Raw genomic sequence first — 19386 nt, forward strand, 5'->3', positions numbered from 1 at the left:
GTCTCCCGTCGCCTAGAGCGCGTCAGCGCCGCGCTCGCCGGTGCGGACCCGGATGATCGAGTCCACGGGGACGCTCCACACCTTGCCGTCACCGATCTTGCCGGTGTGGGCCGCCGTGACGAGCACATTCATCACGTCGTCGGCGGCGTCGTCCTCGACGACCACCTCGATGCGGATCTTCGGTACGAGGTCCACGGTGTACTCGGCGCCGCGGTAGACCTCCGTGTGGCCGCGCTGGCGGCCGTAGCCGCTGGCCTCGGAGACCGTGAGTCCCTGTACCCCGAAGCGCTGGAGGGCTTCCTTGATCTCGTCGAGCCGGTGGGGCTTGACGATCGCGGTGATCAGCTTCATGCGTCAACCTTCTTGGTCGCGGCGGCAGCGGGGGTGGCGGTTCCGCGCGAGGCTCCGCCGCCGGCTCCGCTGAAGTCGTATGCGGTCTCGGCGTGCTCGACCTGGTCGATGCCGGAGACCTCGACGTCCTCGGTGACCCGCATTCCGATCGTCTTGTCGAGGAGGAAGGCGAGGATCGCGGACGCCACGAGAGAGTAGGCCAGGACGGAGAAGACTCCGATGGCCTGCTTGCCGAGCTGTTCCAGGCCGCCGCCGTAGAAGAGGCCGGCCACATCGGACTGGACCCCGCCGGTGGCGAAGAATCCGACGAGCAGGGAGCCGACGATGCCGCCGACGAGGTGGACGCCGACCACGTCGAGGGAGTCGTCGTAGCCGAACTTGTACTTCAGGCCCACGGCCATGGCGCACAGCACACCGGCGATGGCGCCGACCGCGATGGCGCCGAGCGGGGAGACGGCGCCGCCGGACGGGGTGATGGCGACGAGGCCCGCGACGGCGCCGGAGGCGGCGCCGAGGGTGGTGAAGGAGCCGTGGCGCAGCTTCTCGTAGGCGAGCCAGGCGAGCATGGCGGCGGCGGTGGCGACCTGCGTGTTGACGAACATGACCGCGCCGACGCCGTCGTCGTTGCCGAGCCAGGAGCCCGCGTTGAAGCCGAACCAGCCGAACCACAGGAGGCCGGCGCCGAGCATCACGAGGGGGAGGCTGTGCGGGCGCATCGGGTCCTTCTTGAAGCCGACGCGCTTGCCGATGACCAGGATGACGCCGAGGGCCGCGGCGCCGGCGTTGATGTGGACGGCGGTGCCGCCCGCGAAGTCGATGACGCCGAGTTCGAAGAGCCAGCCGCCCGCGCCCCACACCCAGTGGGCGACGGGGAAGTAGACGACGGTGACCCACAGGGCGCTGAACAGGGCCCAGGCGCTGAACTTGACGCGGTCGGCGAGGGCGCCGCTGATCAGGGCGGGGGTGATGACGGCGAACATCAGTTGGAAGACGGCGAAGACGTACACCGGGATGGTGTAGCCGTCCCACAGTTCGGTGATGCCGATGCCGCTGAGGCCGATGTAGTCGGAGTTCCAGCCGATGAGGGAGCCGGCGTCGGTGCCGAAGGCGAGGCTGAATCCGTAGAGGACCCAGAGGATCGTGACGATCCCGAGGCTGATGAAGCTCATCATCAGCATGTTGAGACTGCTCTTGACGCGGACCATGCCTCCGTAGAAGAAGGCGAGTCCCGGGGTCATCAGCATGACCAGGGCGGAGCAGATGAGCATGAACCCGGTGTTCGCGGCAGACAGCGTCGGGGCGTCTGCCGCGAGGGTCGTGATGGCTGATGCCATCGGCGTCTCCTCGTCGTCGGTACGTTCGCGTGCGGGCGATCGTGAAAACCTGAGCGGCGTTAAGGGGCTGGCCGGTTATTGGCCCTGAGATTCGCGCAGGGGGGTTTCCGGCGGCGCAGCTGCGTGTTTCACGCCGATGACGAAGAGGTCGTGCGTGTTACGCCTCCATGAACGAGCGGAAGCGCGAGACCGGCCGCGGCGGTGACCCGGGAGACCTGGCTGGGGGAGCCTGATCGGGCTTCACGGGGTCCGTTGCCGCGGCCGGTGCCTGGGGGACGGCCGTCAGGGCCGTCAGACGGCCTCCGCGGCCTCGGGGAGCCGTGCGGCGAGGACGTCCGTCAGCCGGACCACCTCGGCGACGTCGCCGTACTCACGCGCGGCCTGGTCGACGGTCTTGCGGAGCCGGGTGTTCACCCGTTCGGACCGCACCTTTCGCGCCACGTCCAGGGCCTGGTCGACGAGGCCGGCGGCCTGCTCGGGTTCGCGCCGGAGGAGGTGGACGGTGGCCATCCCTACGAGGTTCAGCGCGTACGAGCGCTGGTGCTCGTCGTCCTTGGCGAACAGCTCCACGGCCCGCGCCATGACGGGTTCGGCGAGGGAGGCGTAGGTGGGGCTGCGGCCGGCGACATAGGCCAGGTCCCGGAACGAGTGGGAGTTCTCGCCGTTCAGCTCGGCCTCGGAGAAGAAGCGGATCCAGTCGGGCTCGGGCTCGCCGCCGAAGGCCACGTCGGAGAAGGTGTCCTCGGCCATCCGGACGGCGCGCTTGCAACGGCTGGGCTGGCCCATGTTGGCGTAGGCGCGAGCCTCCATCGCATACAGCATGGCCTGGGTCCGGGGGCCCGCGCAGTCGCGGCTGCCGTACTGCGCGAGGTGGATGAGTTCCAGGGCGTCCTCGGGGCGCCCGAGGTGGATCATCTGACGGCTCATGCCGGAGAGGATGTACGAGCCGAGCGGCTTGTCCCCGCCCTCCTTGGCCGCGTGCAGGGCGAGGACGAAGTACTTCTGCGCGGTCGGGTGCAGGCCGATGTCGTAGCTCATCCAGCCGGCGAGCTCGGCGAGCTCGGCCGCGACCTTGAAGAGCCGCTTCATGATCGGGGCGGGGTGGTTCTCCTGGAGCAGGTCGGTGACCTCGTGCAGCTGACCCACGACGGCCTTGCGGCGCAGCCCGCCACCGCACTGGGCGTCCCACTGGCGGAACATCACGGTGGTGGCCTCGAGCAGGTCGAGTTCCGGTTCGGACAGCCGGGGCGGCCGGTGGCCGCCCGCCGAGCCGCCCTCGGTACGCGATCCGGGGTCTGCGGCCGGGGTCGGGACGAGCCAGCGCTGCATGGGCTCGATGAGCGCGGGGCCCGCGGAGAGGGCGAGCGAGGTCCCGAGGAAGCCCCGGCGCGCCAGCATCAGGTCGCTGCGGGAGAACTCGCTGAGCAGCTCGACGGTCTGCGAGCCGGCCCAGGGCAGGTCCACGCCGGACACGGAGGGGGTCTGGTGGGCGGTGCGCAGGCCGAGCTGCTCGATGGCGACGACGGAGCCGAAGCGCTCGGAGAACAGCTCCGAGAGGATGCGCGGGACGGGTTCGCGGGGTTGCTCGCCGTCGAGCCATCGGCGGACGCGCGAGGTGTCGGTGCTGATGTGGTGGGCGCCCATCTGGCGGGCCCGGCGGTTGACCTGGCGGGCCAGCTCGCCCTTGGACCAGCCACTGCGGACGAACCAGGAGGTCAGCTGCTCATTGCGATCGGCAGCCTCCGTCGACTCGCTCGTTCCGCTTGCGCCGTTGCCGCTCACAGGAACGCCCCCATCCGTTCAGCATCCTCATCACGAGACCCTGGCTCGGAGCGCAGGCGCGACCGGGGACCTTCACAGGTCCTTCACGCTTTGCCTCCGGCATACCCACGAACGGGTCTGCCCTCCGGGCTCGTGTACCGAAAGTAATCCTACGATCACCCGCTCCGCGAGGTCGATCCCGGAAACGCCACCATTCGCCACCCCTTCGAATGAACTCGCCACCAGCCAGGCGCGATTCACTTGACAGGCAGGCGAAACGCAATGGTTGGACGGGAGTGCACCGGGGGCGCGCGCGGCGAGGAGTGCGCCGGGCAACCCCCTCCCGGAGTGGCTCCCGGGGCCGGCCGACAGGAGGTCTCGCCGACGTCGTAACCACCGACGCGTTCGACCCGTTGGAGGGGGCATGGGCATGGGCTTCACGATCGGCGGCAGCCGCGGCACCAAGGAGTTCCTTTCCGGCGCTCGGCGCCGCGGCCGGACCTCGGAGTGCACGACGGTGGCGGAATACACCGGCCTGTGGGGCTGGGAGACGGTCCCGGGCGCCCGGGCGGCGGCGCCTGGCGCCGAGTGTTCCTGCGGTCATACGAATTGCGGTGCGCCCGGGGCGCATCCGCTGGACTTCGCACCCACGGTCCCGGCGGGCGCCACCCTCGGTGAGGTCACCGAGATCTGGGGCGAGTACCCCGGCGCCGCGATCATGCTCCCCGTCGGACGGTCCTTCGACGTCATCGAGGTCTCGGCGGAGGCCGGCCGGCGCGCGCTGGTCCGACTGGAGCGGATGGGGCTCCCGCTGGGCCCGGTCACCGTCACCCCGGACGGCCGGGCCCAGTTCTTCGTGGCCCCCGGGGCCGCGACCGAGCTGCCGCAGTTGCTGTACCGGATGGGCTGGGACGACGCCGATCTCGACCTGCGGGCCCTGGGCCACGGAGCCTTCCTCACCGCCCCGCCCTCCGACCGCGCGGGGCTCGGCCCGGCCGGCTGGCTGCGGCCGCCCGCGCTCGACTGCGTGGACGGACCGCCACAGGCCCGGCTGCTGCTCGGGACGCTCGCGTACATCTGCCACCGCCTGCGGCGCTGAAGGCCGTACGCGTGACGGTGCCCCCGCATCCGGTCGGATGCGGGGGCACCGTCACGCGTACGGCGGCGGGGCCGCGGAGCGGGTCGTTCAGTCGCCGATCAGGGCGTCCACGAACGCCTCCGGCTCGAAGGGAGCCAGGTCGTCGGGTCCCTCGCCGAGACCGATGAGCTTGACCGGGACGCCCAGCTCGCGCTGGACGGCGACGACGATGCCGCCCTTGGCGGTGCCGTCGAGCTTGGTCAGCACGATGCCGGTGATGTCCACGACCTCGGCGAAGACGCGCGCCTGGGTCAGGCCGTTCTGGCCGGTGGTGGCGTCCAGCACGAGCAGGACCTCGTCCAGCGGACCGTGCTTCTCCACGACGCGCTTGACCTTGCCGAGCTCGTCCATGAGCCCGGTCTTGGTGTGCAGCCGACCGGCGGTGTCGATCAGTACGACGTCCGCGCCCTCGGCGATTCCCTCCTTGACGGCGTCGTAGGCGATCGACGCCGGGTCGCCGCCCTCGGGGCCGCGCACGGTCCGGGCGCCGACCCGGTCCCCCCAGGTCTGGAGCTGGTCGGCGGCGGCGGCACGGAAGGTGTCCGCCGCGCCGAGCACGACGCTGCGGCCGTCGGCGACGAGGACACGGGCCAGTTTGCCGGTGGTGGTGGTCTTGCCGGTGCCGTTGACGCCGACGACCATCACGACGGCCGGGGTGTCGACGCCGCTCTCGGTCTTGACGGCGCGGTCGAAGTCGGTGCCGACCAGGGTCAGCAGCTCTTCCTTCAGGAGGGTGCGCAGGTCGGCGGGGGTGCGGGTGCCGAGCACCTTGACCCGCTCGCGGAGCCGGTCCACCAGTTCCTGGGTCGGCACGACGCCGACGTCGGCGATGAGGAGGGTCTCTTCGATCTCCTCCCAGGTGTCCTCGTCGAGGTGCTCGCGGGAGAGCAGCGTGAGCAGCCCCTTGCCGAGCGAGTTCTGCGAACGGGAGAGCCGTGCGCGCAGCCGGACCAGGCGGCCGGCGGTGGGCTCGGGCACCTCGATCTCGGGTGCCGCGACCACGGGGTCCTCGACGGCGACCGGGGAATCGGTGGCCGCCTCCGCCTCGGGAAGGGTCACCTCCTCGATCGTGCGGCGCGGCTCTTCCGCGGTGGGGGCGGCGTCCTCCCCCACCTGCGGTTCGGCGGGCGGGGCAGTGATGGTCGGCGGGCCGGGCGGTGCCGTGGGGGGCAGCTGCTTCTTCTTGCGGCTGCCGACCACGAGCCCGCCGACCACGCCGACCGCGACCAGGGCGATGACTACAGCGAGAATGAGGATGTCCATAACCCCACCAGTATCGGCCACGGCGCGCGGCGCGGGCGGACCCGCGCGGGCGGCGCCGCGGAGCATGGCCGGATGCGGTGCGGCCTTCGCCGGCGAGCCCTTCGGCACTCCCCACCGGGCATTACTCCGCTATTTGTGATTTTCGCGGCGAAACTACGATGATGTACCACTCCCCCCACATCCCCACGGAGTAGTGCATGCCTGCCAAGCCCACTGCCGGTGCGACGGAGACCGCCCAGGAGACGGCGGTCGAGACCCGCGGACTGGAACCCGTACCCGACGACGAACGCGGCGGCCGAGTCCGCGAACTCGTCCCGACCTGGGTCGCCGCCAACATCAGCGTGCTGCTGTTGACCATGGGCGCGGGGCTCGTGATCTTCAACAAGCTCAACATCTGGCAGGTGCTCGTCGTCGCCATCGCCGCGCCCGTCCTCTCGTACGGGATCGTCGGCCTGATATCCATCGCCGGCAAGCGCGGCGGGGCGCCGGGCATGGCGCTCTCCCGGGCCGTCTTCGGGCAGCGCGGCAACCTCTTCCCCGGCGCGCTGATCTGGGTGGCCCGCTGGGGCTGGGAGACCATCAACGCGGTCAGTGGCGCCTACGCCGTGCTGACCGTCCTCGACCTGGTCTTCGGGATCAAGAGCAACACCGCGCTGATCGTCGTCACCCTGCTCTTCTTCGTGGGCTGCACCTTCGTGGTCTCCGGGCTCGGCATCAACGCGCTGCGCGTGTGCTCGAAGTGGTCGACGTACCTGTTCGGCGCGTTCAGCGTGCTCGTCCTCGGCTACCTGGTGGTCGACACCGACTGGGCGGCGGTCCTCGACAAGCCCGCCGGGTCCACCGCGATGATGATCGCGGGCATCGGCACGATCGCCGCCGGCGGCATCAGCTGGGTCCCGTCGGGCCCGGACTTCACCCGCTACCTGCCGCGGACCGCGTCCTCCAAGGCCATGGTCGGCGCGACGATCGGCGGCGCGGGGATCGTGGTCCTGCCCATGGTGCTGATGGGCGCGGTGATGGCCGTCGGCACCCCCGACCTGGCCTCCGCCCAGGACCCGGTCTCCTTCATCGGCGAGTTGCTGCCGACCTGGATCGCGGTCCCGTACCTGCTCATCGCGGTGGTCGGCATGCTGCTGATCAACTCGATGTCGATGTACTCGGCGGGGTTCACGGCGCAGACCCTCGGCATCAAGGTGCCGCGCGCCTGGGCCGTCAGCGTCAACGCGGTCATCAGCCTGGTCTTCGGGTTCCTGCTGATGGTCGTCGCGACGAGCTTCTTCGGCTCCTTCATCTCCTTCCTGACGCTGCTGGCCGTGGCCTTCTCCGCGTGGATCGGCGTCTTCGGCGTGGACATGCTGCGACGCGAGTCCTACGACGGGCGGGCGCTGCTGGACACCACGGCCGGCAGTGCCTACTGGTACAAGGGCGGTTATGCCTGGCAGGCGATGACGGCCTGGGGCGTGGCCCTGGTGGTGGGGCTGCTGTTCACGAAGGTGGACTGGTTCGCCGGCCCGCTCGCCTCGACCTGGATCGGGCAGAACGGCCTGGGCTGGGTCGCGGGCATCCTCACGTCGGGCGTGCTGTACGCCGTCCTGCCCCGCACCGCGGTCGCGGGGAGCGCCCCGGTCGAGGCCGAGGAGCCGGTGCCCGCCGGAACCCTGGGCAACTGACGCCACGTCAGCTAACGTCCCCCTTCGCCCACCCACCCACATCCGGCGAAGGGGGACTTCTCCATGACCATCACCGTGGCCCGCTTCAACCTCGTCGACCCGAACGGCACCCCGGAATCCCTCTCCGCCCGGTACAAGGCCGCGCTGGAGATGGCGAGGTACGCGGACGACCGCGGGATCGACACCGTCCAGACCGAGGAACACCACGGCACCGGGAACAACTGGATGCCCTCGCCCTTCATCTTCGCGGGCGCGGTCTTCGGCGCCACCCGTCGTATCGCGGTCACCGTCTCCGCGATCATCGGCCCGCTCCACGACCCCTTGAAGGTGGCCGAGGACATCGCCGTGCTCGACCTGCTGGGCGGCGGCCGCCTGGTCACGGTCGCCGGCATCGGGTACCGGCCCGAGGAGTACGAGCAGCACGGAGTGGACTGGGGCCGGCGCGGCAGGCTCCAGGACGAGCTGCTGGAAACCCTGTTGAAGGCGTGGACCGGCGAGCCGTTCTCCTTCCGCGGCCGAACCGTACGGGTCACCCCGCGACCGTTCACCCGGCCACACCCGCTGCTGCTGGTCGGAGGCAGTTCACGGGCGGCGGCGCGGCGTGCGGCCCGGCTGGGGCTGCCCTTCTTCCCGAGCGCCCACCTGCCGGAGTTGGAGGCGTACTACCGGGAACAGCTCGCGGAGCACGGCACGGAGGGCTTCTGCATGATGCCCGCCGCGCAGACGCCGCTGCTGCACATCTCGGAGGATCCCGACCGGGCCTGGGCCGAGTACGGCGAGCACTTCCTGCACGAGGCCGGGATGTACGCGTCCTGGCAGTCCAAGGACATCGTCAGCGCCGTGCGGTCGGGCGCCCACTCGGTGTCCGAGCTGCGCGCGGAGGGTGTGTACCGGATCCTCACTCCGGACGAGGCGGTCGCCCACGCCCGGGCCGCCGGCGAGGCGGGCAACCTGGTGCTGCATCCGTTGTGCGGCGGGATGCCCGTCGACGAGGGGTGGCGCAGCCTGCAGTTGCTGTGCGAACAGGTACTGCCCCGGCTCACGAGCTGAGCGGGGGCAGTACCTGTCGAAGAGGAGAGGGGGTGTTGGCGGGGGTGGTTACCCCATCTCCTCCAACGCCTTGCCCTTGGTCTCCGGCACCCACTTGAGGATGAACGGGATCGAGAGCAGGGCGAAGCACGCGTAGATGATGTAGGCGCCGGACAGGTTCCAGTCCGACAGCGACGGGAACGTGACCGTGATGACCCAGTTGGCGATCCACTGGGCGGCGGCCGCCACACCGAGGGCGGCGGCGCGGATGCGGCCCGGGAACATCTCGCCGAGCAGCACCCAGACCACCACGCCCCAGGAGAGGGCGAAGAAGAGCACGAAGAAGTTGGCGGCGAAGAGGGCCACCAGACCCTGGGTGTGCGGCAGGGTGATGTCGTCTCCGCTGCCGGACCGGAAGGAGAAGGCCCAGGCGGCGAGCGAGAGGGAGATCGTCATGCCCACGGAGCCGATGAGGGCGAGCGGCTTGCGGCCGATCCGGTCGACCAGCAGCATCGCGATCACCGTACCGATGATGTTCACGACGGACGTCTCGAAGGAGTACAGGAACGAGGAGCTCGCGTCGATGCCGACCGACTGCCACAGCGAGGAGCTGTAGTAGAAGATCACGTTGATGCCGACGAGCTGCTGGAAGACGGAGAGGCCGATGCCGATCCAGACGATCGGCAGGAAGCCGAAGCGGCCGCCGAGCAGGTCCTTGAAGGTCGACTTGTGCTCCGAGTGGATGGCGTTGTCGATCTCGCGGACCCGGGCGTCGGCGTCGATGCGGTCGCCCTCGACCTCGCGCAGGACCGTCTTGGCCTTCTCCATGCGGCCGACCGAGACGAGGAAGCGCGGGGACTCCGGGATGACGAAGGACAGCAGACCGTAGAGCACGGCCGGGATGACCATGACGCCCAGCATCCACTGCCAGGCCTCCAGGCCGCCGATCTCGCCGCGCTGGTCGCCGTCGGCGAGGTTGAGGATGCCCCAGTTGACCAGCTGTGAGACGGCGATGCCGATGACGATCGCGGCCTGCTGGAACGAGGCGAGCCGGCCGCGGTACGCGGGCGGGGAGACCTCGGCGATGTAGGCGGGGCCGATCACGGAGGCCATGCCGATGCCGAAGCCTCCGATGACGCGCCAGGTGGCGAGGTCCCAGAGGGCGAAGGGCAGGGCCGAACCGAGGGCGCTCGCGGTGAAGAGGACGGCGGCGATCTGCATACAGCGGATGCGACCGATGCGGTCGGCGATGCGGCCGGCGGTGGCGGCGCCGAAGGCGCAGCCGATCAGCGCGGCGGCGATCACCTGGGCGAGGGCGGCGGAGCCGACGTCGAAGCGGTCCCGGATCGCCTCGACGGCGCCGTTGATGACGGAGCTGTCGTAGCCGAAGAGGAAACCGCCCATGGCGGCGGCCGCGGTGATGAAGATGACGTGCCCGAGGTGGTCGGGGTGGCCCGCGCCTCCCCCGCCTGCCGCGGGTGCGTTCGCTGTGCTGGTCAAGGTGCGCTCCTGGGCCCGGCGCCGACGGCGGGCAGCGTGGGGAAAGTTGGTACTCGTGTCGTCGCCTGATCGTGTTCCTCACAGTGGGACACATCAAACAGTGCACCACCACCTGAACATCCAGGCGACAGAGGAGAGCTTATGAGTTCACTTCCTGAAGTCAATAGAGGATGAAGAACTCGTTTCACTCAGGTGAATGCCAGCGAACGAGCGAACAGGAGAGGCTTTGTGTTCATCTATTGAACGATGAAGGTCTCTAGCGGAGCTTCTGACTGATCACTTTGGACACTCCATCTCCCTGCATGGAGACGCCGTACAGGGCATCGGCGACCTCCATCGTGCGCTTCTGATGCGTGATCACGATCAGCTGCGAGCTCTCCTGGAGCTCCTCCATGATCCGGATCAGCCGCTGCAGATTGGTGTCGTCCAGGGCCGCCTCGACCTCGTCCATGACGTAGAACGGGCTGGGTCGGGCCTTGAAGATGGACACCAGCAACGCGACCGCGGTCAGCGAGCGCTCGCCGCCCGACAGCAGCGACAGCCTCTTGACCTTCTTGCCCGGCGGGCGCGCCTCGACGTCCACGCCGGTGGTCAACATGTTGTCGGGGTCGGTGAGGATCAACCGGCCCTCGCCGCCGGGGAACAGCCGCGAGAACACCCCCTCGAACTGACGTGCCGTGTCCCGGTAGGCCTCGGTGAACACCTCCTCGACCCGCTGGTCGACTTCCTTCACGACCTGGAGCAGATCGGCCCTCGTCTTGCGCAGGTCCTCCAGTTGCTCGCTGAGGAACCTGTGCCGCTCCTCCAGCGCCGCGAACTCCTCCAACGCCAGCGGATTGACCTTCCCCAACTGCTGGTAGGCGCGTTCGGCCGCCTTGAGGCGCTTCTCCTGCTGCCCCCGGACGTACGGTCCCGGCCGGTTCCGCGGGTGCTCCGGGTCCTGCGGCAGCTCCTCGCCCTCGGCGGCCGGTGACGGCGGCACCGGCTGGTCGGGGCCGTACTCGGCCACCAGCCCGGCGGCCTCCACCCCGAACTCCTCCAGGGCACGGCCCTCGACCTGCTCGATCCGCAACCGCTTCTCGGCTCCGAGCACCTCGCCCCGGTGCACGGAGTCGGTCAGCTTGTCGAGCTCTCCCTTGAGGTCGCGACCCCGGCCGCGGGCCTCGGCGAGCTCCCGTTCACGCACCCCCTTGGCCTGTTCGGCGGCGGCGCGCTCCGCCTCGGCACGACCGATCGACACCTCCAGATGGGCCAGGAGCTGTCGCGCCCCGTCGGCCACCGCCCGACCCACCTCGGCCTCGTGCGCCAGCCGCTGCCGGCGCCGTTCGGCACGGCCCCTGGCCTCGCGCTCGGCCCTGGCGCCGCGGTCGAGCGCCTCCGCCCGCCCGGCCAGCCCCTTGACCCGCTCCTCGTGGGTCCTGAGCTGGAGCCGCGCCTCCATCTCGGTCTGTCGCGCGTTGGCCCCGTCGGCGGCGAGCCGGTCCCTCGCCGAGGTGTCCGGCTCCTCGTCCACCGGCATCTCCTCGGCGACGGCCAGCCGTTCCGCGCACTCCTCCACCTCGATGCGCGCCTGCTCCAGCGCGTCCTGCGCTCTGGCCGCGGCCAGAGCGCCCCGTTCGGCCTCGCCCGCCGCGCCCTTCGCCTGTCCGGCGAGCCGACCCAACTGCTGCGCGACCCCGGCCCTGGCCCGCTCGCCCTCCCGGCGCCGCTCGGCCAGCTCCTCGACGAACCGGACCGCGTCCTGCCGGTCGCAGTGGGCGCCTTCCTTGGCCTCGGCCAGCTCGGCGCACTCCTCCTCCAACCGCGCCAGCTCGGCCGCGGCCTCGTCCACGGCGGCCCGTACCTCGATGAGGCTCGGCGCCCCGGCGGAACCCCCGTGCGCGAGATGTGTCCCCAGGACGTCCCCGCCGGCGGTGACCGCCACCAGGTCGGCCCGCTCGGCCATCAGCGCCTCGGCCTCGCCCAGGGTCGCGACGACGACGTACTCCCGCAGGGCCCACGCCACGGCCCGGACCACGCCGGGGTCCCCCGTCACCAGGCTCCCGGCGGGCACCCCGAGCGTGCGCGATCCGACCGTCGTCGGGGCGGGCACGGACTGCGGAGCGGCCGGCGCGGGCACGTGAGCGGCGACCGGGGCGGGGCGATCCGCCACCGGAGCGGAAGCCGGGGCCGGGGCGGAAGCCGGGGCCGGGGCGGAAGCCGAGGGCGAGGCCGGGGCCTCGGCCGGGGCCGGGGCGGAAGCGGGTGTCGAAGCCGGAGCCGGGGCATGGACGGAAGCGGGTGTCGAGGCCTGGACGGCGCGCGCGCCCGGGCCGGCGCTCTGCCCCGGCACACCCCCCTCGCCCGACGGCCGCCCTTCCGGATCCGCGGCCTGCCCTGGCAGGACGGCCGCGGACGCCGGGGCGATCAGGAAGGTGACCCGCCCCGCGTCCGTGTCCCGCAGGTGCCGGATGGCGTGCGCCGCCGCCGCCGTCGAGGTCACGGCGAGCGCGTCGGCCGCCGCCCCCAACGCCGCCGCGACCGCCACCTCGTACCCCGGCGCCACCGTCACCCGTTCGGCCGCCGGGCCGAGCAGCCCGTCCAGCCGTTCGCGCGCGCCGAGCAAGGTGCCCGTGCCGTCCTTGCGTCGCAGCGCCGGCGCCAAGGCGTCCCGGCGGGCCGCCACGGCCGCCCGGGAGCGTTCCGCCGAGGTCAACGCCTCGCGCGCCGCCGACAGGGCTGCCTCGGATTCCGCCAGACGGGTCCGCGCCGCCTCGTGCTCCCCGTCGACGGCCGGGTCGTCGAGGGCTCCGACCTCCTCGGCCAACGCCTCGTACTCCGCCTGCGCCCGCGCCGCACGGGTTTCGGCGTCGTCCCGCGCCGCCTCCAGCCGTTCGATCTCCGCCTGCGCCGCGCCCGCCCTGGACCGGGCCGCGCCGAGCCGGCCGGTCAGTCGGGCCAGCCCCTCGCGCCGGTCGGCGATGGCCCGCGCCGCGTCCCGCAGCCGCCGTTCCTCGTCGGCGAGGGAACGTTCCAGCTCCGCCCGGTGCTCGACGGTGTCCTCCAGCGCCCGTGAGGCCGCCTCCAGAGCGGCCGTCAGTTCGGCCTCCTGCTCACGGATCCGCGCCGCCTCGCGCTCCATCTCCTCGGGATCGCGGCCGCGCCGCTCGTCCTCCGGCGGCGCCGAAGCGCTCTTGACCCGGGCCTGCGCCAGGGAAACGGTTCCGCGCACCCGTTCGGCCGACTGGGAGAGTTCGTGCCAGGTCTGCTGGGCCCGTTGCAGCCGGGGCGCGAGTTCCCGTACCGCCTCCTCCAGCTCGGCCTCGCGTCGCAGCGCGCCCGCCAGCTCCCGCTCGGCCGCCTCCTTGCGTTCCTTCAGCGCCGCCTCGTCCGCGATCTCCGCGTTCAGCGCGCCCTTCAGGGTGACCAGGTCGTCGGCGAGCAGCCGCAGTCGCGCGTCCCGCAGGTCGGCCTGGATCACGGCGGCCCGGCGGGCCACCGCCGCCTGGCGCCCGAGCGGCTTGAGCTGTCGCCGCAGTTCGTCGTTGAGGTCCTGCACGCGCGCGAGGTTGGCCCGCATCGCGTCGAGCTTGCGCAGCGCCTTCTCTTTCCGCTTGCGGTGCTTCAGTACGCCGGCCGCCTCCTCGATGAAGGCGCGGCGGCCCATCGGATCGGCGTGCAGTACGGAGTCCAGTTGGCCCTGCCCGACGATGACGTGCATCTCGCGACCGATGCCGGAGTCGGAGAGCAGCTCCTGGATGTCGAGCAACCGGCAGGTGTCGCCGTTGATCTGGTACTCGCTGCTCCCGCCGCGGAACATGATCCGCGTGATGGTGACCTCGGCGTACTCGATCGGCAGCGCGCCGTCGGAGTTGTCGATGGTCAGCGAGACCTCGGCGCGCCCCAGGGGCGGGCGGCCCGTCGTGCCGGCGAAGATGACGTCTTCCATCTTCCCGCCGCGCAGGGACTTGGCCCCTTGTTCGCCCATGACCCAGGACAGCGCGTCCACCACATTGGACTTGCCCGATCCGTTCGGGCCGACGACACAGGTGATCCCCGGCTCGAAGCGCAGGGTGGTCGCGGAAGCAAATGATTTGAAGCCGCGCAGGGTCAGGGACTTGAGGTGCACGCCGCCGGACTCTACCTTTCACGTTCGGTTTCACCCATGAAGGTGCAGGGCAGATCAGACGTCAAAGGAATCAACCCCCCCACCTGGCCCAATGGTGGGGCCCGGGCGGGACGGCCGGCGGGTGAAGGGCCGGCGGTGCGAAGAGGAGCCGGCCGTACAAGAAAGAAGGGACGCCGGAGCGTCCCTTGCAGATCAAACGGGGCTGGAATCGAGCGACGAGTGAAGCGCGGATCAGGTGAGCGCAGGCTCCGCCTGGGGTACGTCGAGGTCGATGCTGTCGAGCAGCGAGTCTCCGTGCTGAGCGGCGGCCGCGTTCAGTGCGTCGTTCTCGGACTGGATTCGTCCGAGCTCGGACTCGAGGTCCTGGACGCGCTGCTGAAGCCGTCGCATCTCGGCGAGGAGTCGCGGGTCGGAACCGCCGACGTAACCGAGAAGCGCCTTTGCCATGATGGATGGTCCTCCACACTGAGTGACCGACCGAGAGCGGTGTGGGTCGTGAGGGAATCGCACCCGCGGATGTCCGGCAGCGACTGACAGTCACTGCGCTTACTACTGCCAACACTGCCAAACAGCTCAGGTGCGCGGGGCTTCCAGCGTCTCACCAAAAAGTTTGACGGTCAACACGATCACGCCCCGTATCGGCGGGCGGCCCGGCGCTCGCCTGCGGCGCGGAGATCATCCTCGTCTCCGAGCCTTCCACGAATCGCGACCGACGGCAACGGCTCCGCGACGAATGCGCAGTTCCGACCGTGTGTCGACCATCCAGAGATCTGATCAGTGCATGATCAGCCGATCCGTCATCGGATCGCGAATCCCTCGTAGCCACCGCGCGGTGTGCCCCAGATCTCTGTCACCCCGTCCACCCGGCCGGGCGTGTCGGCCGAGCGCAACCAGTCCAGCAGCCGGTGGCAATTCTCACGTTGACCTTCGGCCACGACCTGTACTCGACCGTCGTCCAGGTTGAGCGCGAAGCCGACCACCTCGCCGATCTCCAGAGCATTGGCCCTGGTGAACCAGCGGAAGCCCACTCCCTGTACACGGCCGCGCACCCATGCGGTCAGCCGGACTTCTTCATTCATGCCCGAACGCTAACCGGGGCGTCCGATTCGCGGCACATCGCCCCCCGGGCCCCATGGCGTACAGTCCCGCTCCAATGAGCTCATCCGTTTGGGCGAGCAAAGATTGATCGTTGAAGGATCGCAAGGAAGGCACGACGCCGATGGGACGCCACAAACTCCCCGCTCCGCCGCGCCGCGGCGGCGGCAAGCGCGGCACCGCCGTGCGCATCGGCATCGTGGGCGTCCCGGTGGCGCTGGTCCTCGGTACGACGGCGGTCGTCACGACCGGCATCGTCCCGGTCGGCGGCTCGTTCCCGTACGTCGGGACGGACGCCGGCGCGAAGACGGAGGCCAAGGCCTCGCCGTCCGCCCGAGACGAGAACGCGGTACAGGGGCAGGGCGGTCTCGCCGGTCTGCAGGGCCGCGCCTCCACGCCCGCCGCCCCGGACAGCGCCACGCCGACCCGGCCGTCGTCGCCGTCCCCCTCGGGCTCGGCGTCTCCCACACCTACGCCGACACCCACGCCCACGCCGACGACGCAGTCCCCGACGCCGAGGCCCTCCGCCTCGACGAAGGCGCCGGAACCGGTCAAGCCCCAGCCCGTGAAACCCCAGCCGGTCAAGCCCCAGCCCGTCAAGCCCCAGCCCGTGAAGCCGGAGCCGGAGCCGGAGAAGCCCGCCGCCCCCGCCCCGAAGCCCGAGCCCAAGCCGGACCCCAAGCCGGCGCCGACCAGTGAGCCTTCGGCCCCCGCGCCGAAGCCCACCGCGCCCGCGCCCTCCGGCGGGCACTCCGCCGAGGAGGCGGCCGTCCTGACCCTGGTGAACCAGGAGCGTGCCCAGGCGGGCTGTGGCCCGGTCCGGGCGAACCCGCCGCTCGCGACGCTGGCGGGCGCCTTCAGCAAGGACATGGCCGTACGGGGCTTCTTCGACCACACCGACCCGGACGGGAACACCCCGTGGAAGCGGGCCGACAACGCGGGCCTCTCCGGCCTCGGCGGCGAGAACATAGCCCGCGGTCAGGGCGACGCCGACGCGGTGATGAAGGCCTGGATGAACAGCCCGGGCCACAAGGCGAACATCCTCAACTGCGAGTTCCGCACCTTGGGCGTCGGCGCCTACTTCGCCGACGGCGGCCCGTGGTGGACCCAGGACTTCGGCTTCTAGAAGCCCGGCTCCCGGACGGCCGTCACCCCGGCGACCAACGGGCGACGGGCGACGGCGACTACCGCGTGACGGCGAGGGCGGCGCGGCCCGCCAGGACCACGCGGGTGTGCTCGGCGACACGCCGGCCGAGGTGCTCGGCGGTGGCGATGTCCGCCTTGTGGACCGCTTCGGGGCCCTGGTCGGAGTTGGTCTGCGCGGCCGCGCCGGAGAAGAAGCCGAGCCGGTTCAGGTCGTACTCGGAGCCGGTGGTGGAGTTCCAGCCCGGCTTGAGGCCCAGGTTGACCCAGCTCATCGCGTGCTGCGCGGCCAGCGTCTGGAAGAACTGCAGGGTGTGCATCTTGTCGCCGCTCTTCGAGCCGGAGTTGGTGAAGCCCGCGGCGATCTTGTCCTGCCACACGTCCCCGAACCAGCGCTTCGAGGTGGCCTCGGCGAAGACGTGGAAGGCGCCCGAGGCGGTGCCCATGTACGTCGGGGAGCCGAAGACGATCGCGTCCGACGCGTCCAGCAGCGCCCACTGCGCGTCGTCGATCTCGTCGACCTTGACGAGGTGGACGGTCGCGCCGGCGTCGGCGGCTCCCGCCCGGACGGCCTCGGCGACGACCGCGGTGTGGCCGTATCCCGAGTGGTAGGCGACCGAGACGACGGGGGTGGGCGTGATGTCGGACATGTGGTTCTCCCTCAAGGATGTGCTCGATGCATCGCGTCGGAGCACGACGGCGACGAGGGAAAGAGAACCACTAACTTTTCGAAAGCGCAAGCAGACAGTTAGCGCTACCCGAGGGTACGCTTGCGCTATGGAGACCCCTGTTCGCACGGACGCGCCCGCATCGGAACTGCCTTTCGACGTCTTCGCCCGCACCTGCCCCTCTCGGGAAACCCTGGAGCACGTCACCGGACGCTGGGGCAGTCTGACCGTGGGCGCCCTGCGTGACGGCGCCTGTCGTTTCAACGAACTGCGTCGCCGTGTGGACGGCGTCAGCGAGAAGATGCTCTCCCAGACCCTGCACGCGCTGGAGCGCGACGGCATAGTCCACCGCGAGGCGCAGCCCACGAACCCGCCCCGCGTCGACTACGAACTCACTCCCCTGGGCCACGAGGTCGCCGACCGGCTGCTCGCCCTGATCCACTCCGTGGAGGACAACATGCGGCAGGTGCTCGCCGCCCGGGCGTCCTACGACGAGGCGCGCGGCGGTCGCTGACAGCGCGGGCAGAAGTAGCTCGACCGGTTCATCCACGGCCGACGGCGCATCGGGGTCCCGCAGCGCCGACAGGGCTCGTCCTCTCGCCCGTACGCGTCGAGCGAGCGGTCGAAGTATCCGGACTCCCCGTTCACGTTCACGTACAGGCTGTCGAAGCTGGTCCCGCCGACGGCGAGCGCGGCGTTCATGACGTCGCGGACGTGCGAGAGGAGTTCCGCGCTCCGGGGGCGCGTGAGCGTGGCGGTCGGGCGCTCGTAGTGCAGCCGGGCGCGCCACAGGGCCTCGTCCGCGTAGATGTTGCCGACCCCGCTGATGAGCGACTGGTCCAGCAGGGCCCGCTTGACCGTGGTCCGCTTGGCCCGCAGCGCGAGATGGTAGGCGGCTTCGGGGAAGAGCGGGTCCAGCGGGTCGCGGGCGATGTGCGCGATGACGTCGGGAAGCCCGTCGGGGGTGTTCTCGTGCAGGGACAGCCCGCCGAAGGTGCGCTGGTCCACGAAACGCAGCTCGGTGCCGGTCGCGTCGTCGAAGCGCACGCGGATCCGCAGGTGCTTCTCGTCGGGAGCACCGGCCGGCTGTACCAGCAGTTGCCCGCTCATGCCGAGGTGGCCCAGCACCGACAGGTCCCGTTCCACGAGCGGCAGCCACAGGTACTTCCCGCGCCGCCGCGGGACCCCGACGGTCTCCCCGGTGAGGCGGGCGGCGAAATCGGCGCCGCCGCCCGGGTGCCGCCGTACGGCTCGGGGGTGCAGGACCTCGACGGACTCGATGGTCCGCCCGGCCACCCAACGCTCCAAGCCGCGCCGCACCACTTCGACTTCGGGCAGCTCGGGCACGGTGTTCCTCCGGGAGGGCGACGGGTATGGACGCTCCGCCGAGCCTACCGGCCGCCCTTCGGGTGCCCGGGAACGGGACCGCCCCCGCCCCTCCGGAGAGGGGCGGGGGCGGGGAACATCCCGAAGGAAGGGTCAGACGCCCGGCGACGGTTCGACGGGCGTCGGCGCCCCGCCGTCCTCGGCCGCGGCCGGAGCCACGACCTCTGCCGGAGCGGCTGCGGCAGCGGCTGCCGCCGCGATCCGCTCGTCCGCCGCGGCGCGGATCCCGCGCCACGCGGACTCGGCCGCCTGCTGTTCCGCTTCCTTCTTGCTGCGGCCGGTGCCGGTGCCGTACGAGACACCACCGACGCGAGCGGCAGCTGTGAAGGTCTTCTCGTGGTCCGGACCGGTCTCGGTGACCAGGTATTCCGGTACACCAAGGCCTTCGGCCGCCGTGAGCTCCTGGAGACTGGTCTTCCAGTCCAGGCCGGCCCCGAGGTTGGAGGACTTCTCGATGAGCGGGTCGAAGAGCCGGTGGACCAGCTCCGAGGCCGCGTCGAGGCCCTGATCGAGGTAGACCGCGCCGATCACCGCTTCAAGGGTGTCGGCGAGGATGGAGGCCTTGTCCCGGCCACCCGTGCCCTCTTCGCCCCGGCCGAGCCGGATGAAGGAGCCGAGTTCGAGGCCACGCCCGACCTCCGCAAGTGCGCGCGAGTTGACCACAGCGGCCCGCAGTTTGGCCAGTTGGCCTTCCGGCAGGTCCGGGTGGGTCGTGTACAGCGTGTCCGTGACCACCAGGCCGAGCACGGAGTCCCCGAGGAACTCCAGCCGCTCGTTGGTGGGCAGACCGCCGTTCTCGTACGCGTACGAGCGGTGGGTCAGTGCACGCACCAGAAGGGCGGTCTCGAGTTGGTACCCGAGCCGCCCTTCCAGAAGCACGTGGGACGAGGCCGCGTTGTTACTGTCTGCCTGCTTCTCAGCGTTGGACAGCTCAGACATT

At 70.9% G+C, this 19386-nt stretch carries 16 protein-coding genes; 5 read left to right on the forward strand and 11 right to left on the reverse strand.

Going from position 1 to position 19386, the window contains the following annotated elements:
- Positions 1-12: 12 nt before the first annotated feature.
- The 3 genes from ACFYW3_RS20665 to ACFYW3_RS20675 form a co-directional block, all read right to left on the reverse strand.
- Complete coding sequence (locus tag ACFYW3_RS20665) at positions 13-351, reverse strand: P-II family nitrogen regulator (RefSeq protein ID WP_053675124.1); 339 nt, start codon at positions 349-351, stop codon at positions 13-15.
- Positions 348-1685, reverse strand: coding sequence for an ammonium transporter (locus ACFYW3_RS20670; RefSeq protein WP_351762699.1), 1338 nt, complete (start codon positions 1683-1685; stop codon positions 348-350). Before ACFYW3_RS20670 ends, ACFYW3_RS20665 begins: the two co-directional genes overlap by 4 nt.
- Before the next feature lie 291 nt (positions 1686-1976).
- Positions 1977-3467: a hypothetical protein gene (locus ACFYW3_RS20675; RefSeq protein WP_351762696.1), complete on the reverse strand. Its 1491-nt coding sequence runs from the start codon at positions 3465-3467 to the stop codon at positions 1977-1979.
- Positions 3468-3876: 409 nt separating this feature from the next.
- Here ACFYW3_RS20675 and ACFYW3_RS20680 point away from each other — a divergent pair, with 409 nt between their 5' ends.
- Positions 3877-4545 carry a bifunctional DNA primase/polymerase gene (locus tag ACFYW3_RS20680; protein ID WP_351762693.1) on the forward strand — a complete coding sequence of 223 codons (669 nt, stop codon included), beginning with the start codon at positions 3877-3879 and terminating at the stop codon, positions 4543-4545.
- Positions 4546-4632: 87 nt separating this feature from the next.
- Here ACFYW3_RS20680 and ftsY read toward each other — a convergent pair whose 3' ends face one another.
- On the reverse strand, positions 4633-5847 hold the full coding sequence (gene ftsY, locus ACFYW3_RS20685; RefSeq protein ID WP_351762690.1) for a signal recognition particle-docking protein FtsY: 1215 nt from the start codon (positions 5845-5847) through the stop codon (positions 4633-4635).
- 197 nt (positions 5848-6044) lie between these two features.
- Here ftsY and ACFYW3_RS20690 point away from each other — a divergent pair, with 197 nt between their 5' ends.
- Positions 6045-7517, forward strand: coding sequence for a cytosine permease (locus tag ACFYW3_RS20690; protein ID WP_351762687.1), 1473 nt, complete (start codon positions 6045-6047; stop codon positions 7515-7517).
- Positions 7518-7580: 63 nt separating this feature from the next.
- The gene (locus tag ACFYW3_RS20695; protein WP_389386954.1) at positions 7581-8567 is read left to right on the forward strand and encodes an LLM class flavin-dependent oxidoreductase; all 987 of its coding nucleotides are present in this window, start codon (positions 7581-7583) and stop codon (positions 8565-8567) included.
- Between the two features lie 48 nt (positions 8568-8615).
- Here the strand turns inward: ACFYW3_RS20695 and ACFYW3_RS20700 are convergent, their stop codons facing one another.
- The 4 genes from ACFYW3_RS20700 to ACFYW3_RS20715 form a co-directional block, all read right to left on the reverse strand.
- Positions 8616-10046, reverse strand: a complete 1431-nt coding sequence (locus ACFYW3_RS20700) for a sugar porter family MFS transporter (protein WP_351762681.1) — start codon at positions 10044-10046, stop codon at positions 8616-8618.
- 256 nt (positions 10047-10302) lie between these two features.
- Positions 10303-14154, reverse strand: a complete 3852-nt coding sequence (locus tag ACFYW3_RS20705) for an AAA family ATPase (protein WP_389386955.1) — start codon at positions 14152-14154, stop codon at positions 10303-10305.
- Positions 14155-14385: 231 nt separating this feature from the next.
- Positions 14386-14601, reverse strand: coding sequence for a hypothetical protein (locus tag ACFYW3_RS20710; protein WP_030227372.1), 216 nt, complete (start codon positions 14599-14601; stop codon positions 14386-14388).
- A gap of 350 nt (positions 14602-14951) precedes the next feature.
- The gene (locus ACFYW3_RS20715; protein WP_351762675.1) at positions 14952-15233 is read right to left on the reverse strand and encodes an acylphosphatase; all 282 of its coding nucleotides are present in this window, start codon (positions 15231-15233) and stop codon (positions 14952-14954) included.
- 140 nt (positions 15234-15373) lie between these two features.
- Here ACFYW3_RS20715 and ACFYW3_RS20720 point away from each other — a divergent pair, with 140 nt between their 5' ends.
- Complete coding sequence (locus tag ACFYW3_RS20720) at positions 15374-16375, forward strand: CAP domain-containing protein (protein WP_389386956.1); 1002 nt, start codon at positions 15374-15376, stop codon at positions 16373-16375.
- Between the two features lie 58 nt (positions 16376-16433).
- Here the strand turns inward: ACFYW3_RS20720 and ACFYW3_RS20725 are convergent, their stop codons facing one another.
- Complete coding sequence (locus ACFYW3_RS20725) at positions 16434-17042, reverse strand: flavodoxin family protein (RefSeq protein ID WP_351762670.1); 609 nt, start codon at positions 17040-17042, stop codon at positions 16434-16436.
- Between the two features lie 127 nt (positions 17043-17169).
- Between ACFYW3_RS20725 and ACFYW3_RS20730 the strand changes: the two genes are divergently transcribed.
- Positions 17170-17574 carry a helix-turn-helix domain-containing protein gene (locus tag ACFYW3_RS20730; RefSeq protein WP_329442141.1) on the forward strand — a complete coding sequence of 135 codons (405 nt, stop codon included), beginning with the start codon at positions 17170-17172 and terminating at the stop codon, positions 17572-17574.
- Here the strand turns inward: ACFYW3_RS20730 and mutM are convergent.
- Positions 17547-18407, reverse strand: coding sequence for a bifunctional DNA-formamidopyrimidine glycosylase/DNA-(apurinic or apyrimidinic site) lyase (mutM, locus tag ACFYW3_RS20735; RefSeq protein WP_389386957.1), 861 nt, complete (start codon positions 18405-18407; stop codon positions 17547-17549). The genes ACFYW3_RS20730 and mutM overlap by 28 nt on opposite strands.
- Positions 18408-18539: 132 nt before the next feature.
- The gene (gene rnc / locus ACFYW3_RS20740) at positions 18540-19385 is read right to left on the reverse strand and encodes a ribonuclease III (protein ID WP_389386958.1); all 846 of its coding nucleotides are present in this window, start codon (positions 19383-19385) and stop codon (positions 18540-18542) included.
- Position 19386 lies beyond the last annotated feature (1 nt).

It is taken from the genome of Streptomyces sp. NPDC002602 (assembly GCF_042889445.1).
Taxonomy (GTDB): domain Bacteria; phylum Actinomycetota; class Actinomycetes; order Streptomycetales; family Streptomycetaceae; genus Streptomyces.

Coding starts and splice junctions, on each gene's coding strand:
- ACFYW3_RS20665 (WP_053675124.1), bottom strand. CDS start 351: ATGAAGCTGATCACCGCGATCGTCAAGCCCCACCGGCTCGACGAGATC.
- ftsY (WP_351762690.1), bottom strand. CDS start 5,847: ATGGACATCCTCATTCTCGCTGTAGTCATCGCCCTGGTCGCGGTCGGC.
- ACFYW3_RS20720 (WP_389386956.1), top strand. CDS start 15,374: ATGGGACGCCACAAACTCCCCGCTCCGCCGCGCCGCGGCGGCGGCAAG.
- ACFYW3_RS20695 (WP_389386954.1), top strand. CDS start 7,581: ATGACCATCACCGTGGCCCGCTTCAACCTCGTCGACCCGAACGGCACC.
- ACFYW3_RS20710 (WP_030227372.1), bottom strand. CDS start 14,601: ATGGCAAAGGCGCTTCTCGGTTACGTCGGCGGTTCCGACCCGCGACTC.
- ACFYW3_RS20715 (WP_351762675.1), bottom strand. CDS start 15,233: ATGAATGAAGAAGTCCGGCTGACCGCATGGGTGCGCGGCCGTGTACAG.
- ACFYW3_RS20680 (WP_351762693.1), top strand. CDS start 3,877: ATGGGCTTCACGATCGGCGGCAGCCGCGGCACCAAGGAGTTCCTTTCC.
- rnc (WP_389386958.1), bottom strand. CDS start 19,385: ATGTCTGAGCTGTCCAACGCTGAGAAGCAGGCAGACAGTAACAACGCG.
- ACFYW3_RS20670 (WP_351762699.1), bottom strand. CDS start 1,685: ATGGCATCAGCCATCACGACCCTCGCGGCAGACGCCCCGACGCTGTCT.
- ACFYW3_RS20690 (WP_351762687.1), top strand. CDS start 6,045: ATGCCTGCCAAGCCCACTGCCGGTGCGACGGAGACCGCCCAGGAGACG.
- ACFYW3_RS20725 (WP_351762670.1), bottom strand. CDS start 17,042: ATGTCCGACATCACGCCCACCCCCGTCGTCTCGGTCGCCTACCACTCG.
- ACFYW3_RS20730 (WP_329442141.1), top strand. CDS start 17,170: ATGGAGACCCCTGTTCGCACGGACGCGCCCGCATCGGAACTGCCTTTC.